The following is a 3201-nucleotide window of genomic DNA, read 5'->3' on the forward strand; positions in this document are numbered from 1 at the left end:
CATATAAATCCATATAAACAGTTACAAGTTCCTAAAATTTTCTGATTAGCAGTTTTGTTGACTGCTGGGTCACAGCTATGTATACTACATTGCTAATAAATCCTTATTCATAGATATCGGGAGGTGTGTGTAAATGGGCCTTACTAAAGGCGAGAAAAAAGCTTTGGTGTTTTTGATTCTGGCGATATTAGGTTTCATGCCGCCCGTCACCATATGGGCGAACAGGGTTGAACCTTACGTTCTTGGTATGCCCTTTCTTCTCTTTTGGCAGTCCTTTATGGTGTTTGTGACTTTCATTCTGATGACTCTTGCCTACAAAACAACGGAAAGGAATGATACGAAATGACCATAACGCTCACTATCATTTTTGGTTGGCTCCTTGTAACCACGATCGTAGGTATAATGGCTGGAAGGAACAGGGTCTTCAGCATGGAAGAATACTTTGTAGCAGGTCGTTCCTTTGGCTTGGTTCTCTTCTATACTACCGCTGCGGCAGAGATTTATAGTTCCTTTGCGTTCTTGGGGCTTGCCGGCTGGGCTTACAGCCGAGGTATAAGCATAGTATATGCTCTTGCCTATGGCTCTATAGCTTATGGAATCTATTTCTTCCTTGGTCCAAGGATAAATAGACTTGGTAAAACTATGAATTATGTCAGCCAACCAGATTTCCTCGAAGATAGATACGACAGCAAATTTTTGGGTGTCCTCGTCGCTATGGTGGGAGTCATTTTCATAATACCCTACTTGCAGCTTCAGATAATGGGTTCAGGCATGATAGTGCAGCTTGCCTCGGGTGGGGCTATTTCCTGGCAAACTGCAGTCATAATAAGTTTCATAGCGGCGGTCATATTTGTTTATATTTCAGGTCTCAGGGGAATTGGGTGGACCAATTTCCTTCAGGCCATCATAATGCTTTTCGGTATGGTAAGTGTTGGGTTCTTGGTCTCTCGTCACTATTTTGGTGGTGTGCAGAGCATGTTCGAAACCTTACATCAGCTCAAGCCAACCCATCTAACTCTTCCCGATACTGCTGGAAACGGAATCTTCTGGTACACGTCCACTGCCTTGCTGTCTGGATTGGGTTTCTGGATGTGGCCGCACATTTTCATGGCTACCTATAGTGCTAAAAGCGAGAAGGTTGTACGAAGGAATGCAACCATACTGCCCCTATATCAGCTGGCAATGGTTCCGGTTATAATCACAGGTTTTGCAGTAGCTGCAAAGGCTGGTTTGGACCCTGCTTTCGGTGCGAAGATAGCCAAGCCTGATCAGGCCATGTTCGTTGCTCTTCTTGACAGTATGCCTGCTTGGGTTGTCGGTTTATTGGGAGCTGGTGGGCTTGCTGCATCAATATCTACTTCATCTGCATTGATCTTGACGGCGGCGAACCTGACGGCTAGAAACATTCTTCAGAAAGGCTTCATGCCTCACATGGAAGATATTCAGGTGGCCAAGGTAGGACGATTGCTGGTTCCAGTCTTTACCGCAATAGCAGTTGCCTTTGCGTTTTTGGCGCCCTCAATGCTGGTGAGCCTCTTGATAGTCGGTTACTCGGGCATAACCCAGTTCTTCCCTGGAGTGGTTCTGGGTGTATTTACCAAAAAACCCACCAAAGCTGGGGTTATCTCGGGAATAATTGTCGGTTTGGCCGCGTTGTTCTTCTTCCAGTTTGGTGGGGTGAAAACACCATTGAACTTGCAGCCAGGTTTCGTGGGGCTGATTTTGAACTTCATCGTTGTGCTTGTGGTTAGCTCCTTCACCAAGAATGTGGAGCCATCCAGATTGGAGCGTTTTGAGAAGGCTCTGTCCATGCAGGAGGGGAATTAATACCATGCTTGAAAGGATCAAAAACATTGCATGGGAGCATAGGGAGCAGATAACTGCATGGAGGCATGAGTTTCACGCAAACCCGGAAGTTTCATTCCAGGAGTTTGAAACTACCAAGCGCATAAAAAACTACCTTGAGAAGATGGGCTTTCAAAATTTAAGGGTCGGAACTGCTGGAGTCGAAACCGGTGTAGTGGCGGACTTGAATCCTCAAAAGAAAGGGCCATGCATTGCCCTTAGGGCTGACATAGATGCTTTGCCTATGCAGGAACAGGGGAATCCGCCGTATCGCTCAAAAAACGATGGTGTAATGCATGCTTGCGGGCATGATTCCCACATCGCCATGCTTCTTGGTGCAGCGCAAGTTCTCAAATCCATGGAAAACGAACTTCCTGGACGTATTAGGTTCATCTTCCAGCCTTCTGAGGAATCGCCACACAAAAGTGGCGCCAGGGCCATGATAGAGGAGGGTGTACTTGAAGGGGTAGACGCCATCGCTGGGTTGCACATCTGGAGCTCTTTACCTGCTGGGATAGTCGGCTATAAGGCTGGGCCATTCATGGCATCGGCCGACGAATGGGAGTGCGTTGTTCATGGAAAAGGTGGGCACGGAGCTGTTCCTCATTTGGCCTTTGATCCCATAGTTGCAGCATCGGCCATGGTTGGGGCTCTTCAGACAATAGTAAGCAGAGAAATAGACCCTCTTGAGGCTGTCGTCGTTACTTGTGCCCATATCGAATCTGGTACCACCTTCAACATAATTCCTGACAAAGCTTTCATGGAAGGAACGGTTAGAACGTTCAATCAGGAGGTCAGGAGCACTATACCTGAGAGAATGGAAAGAATCATAAAAGGTATAAGCGACGCTATGCGTTGTAAATCAGAATTCAAATACAAAAATGTTCTGCCTCCTACTGTAAACGACAAGGCTTTCACGGAGAGGGCCGCTGAAGTCGCTAGGGCCCTTCTTGGAGATGAGAACGTTAGAGAAGTGGTGCCTACGATGGGGGCAGAAGACATGGGCCTTTACCTGGAAAGGATCCCAGGAACCTTTATGTTCTTGGGAACTTATAATGAGGCGAAAGGTACGGTTAATCCTCAGCATCATCCTGAATATGACGTGGATGATGACGTGCTCCCGTTGGGCAGTGCTCTCCTGTCGGCAATTGCTTGGGATTTTTTCAGAAGAAAGAACTGAATAGTGCAAGTCTCTGAAAGTTTTAGGGGTGGCCCTAATGAGCCACCCCTTGTTCTTTTTTGAAGTGATTGTTTGCCGTTTCTGTAAAAATCGCTAAAGAGAGGGTTCCGTTCTGTTTAGATAAAACATAGTAAATCAATTCCTGTTCTTCAAAGGCGATATCAAGGAATATCCAA

At 46.5% G+C, this 3201-nt stretch carries 3 protein-coding genes; all 3 read left to right on the forward strand.

Features of this window, described 5'->3' with window-relative positions:
* Nucleotides 1-133: 133 nt before the first annotated feature.
* From V7Z69_RS09650 to V7Z69_RS09660, 3 genes are read left to right on the forward strand one after another with little or no spacing between them, the layout of a single operon-like run.
* On the forward strand, nt 134-346 hold the full coding sequence (locus V7Z69_RS09650) for a DUF3311 domain-containing protein (protein WP_334139775.1): 213 nt from the start codon (nt 134-136) through the stop codon (nt 344-346).
* Complete coding sequence (locus tag V7Z69_RS09655) at nt 343-1827, forward strand: sodium:solute symporter family protein (protein ID WP_334139776.1); 1485 nt, start codon at nt 343-345, stop codon at nt 1825-1827. The genes V7Z69_RS09650 and V7Z69_RS09655 overlap by 4 nt, the downstream gene beginning before the upstream one ends.
* A gap of 4 nt (nt 1828-1831) precedes the next feature.
* On the forward strand, nt 1832-3025 hold the full coding sequence (locus V7Z69_RS09660) for a M20 metallopeptidase family protein (RefSeq protein ID WP_014163364.1): 1194 nt from the start codon (nt 1832-1834) through the stop codon (nt 3023-3025).
* Nucleotides 3026-3201: the final 176 nt, after the last annotated feature.

It is taken from the genome of Thermovirga lienii (assembly GCF_036847465.1).
Taxonomy (GTDB): Bacteria; Synergistota; Synergistia; order Synergistales; family Thermovirgaceae; genus Thermovirga; species Thermovirga lienii.